This is a genomic window from Mediterraneibacter sp. 210702-DFI.3.120 (genome assembly GCF_020561005.1).
Taxonomy (GTDB): domain Bacteria; phylum Bacillota; class Clostridia; order Lachnospirales; family Lachnospiraceae; genus Mediterraneibacter; species Mediterraneibacter faecis.
In genome coordinates, this window is sequence record NZ_JAJCNG010000104.1 from 1 (window position 1) to 271 (window position 271).

1 protein-coding gene is annotated in these 271 nt (G+C 36.5%); it reads right to left on the bottom strand.

Features of this window, described 5'->3' with window-relative positions:
- Positions 1 to 16: 16 nt before the first annotated feature.
- On the bottom strand, positions 17 to 271 hold a 255-nt coding region (locus tag LI162_RS15400; RefSeq protein WP_227156890.1), incomplete at its 5' end, for a hypothetical protein.

Consider the following 271-nt stretch of genomic DNA (forward strand, 5'->3'; position numbering starts at 1 on the left):
ATTTTATTTTAAATAATTATTGCCAATGTGGAGCTCCAAAACCTCCACCAAAACCTGAAAGTAATCTATCATAATCAACCCAGATGCCTCCAGGTGCATTACTCAATGCATAACCAGCTGTTTGAATAATTGCAGCATATGCAAATTTAGGTACCCAAATACCTCCAACGCTAAGACCATTTCCGGCTTTTCTTAAAGTAGATTTAGAAATATAGATTCGTTGTACATGCCAGTTTCTTTGCACGATTTTTGTTACGCCTGCATGATACTT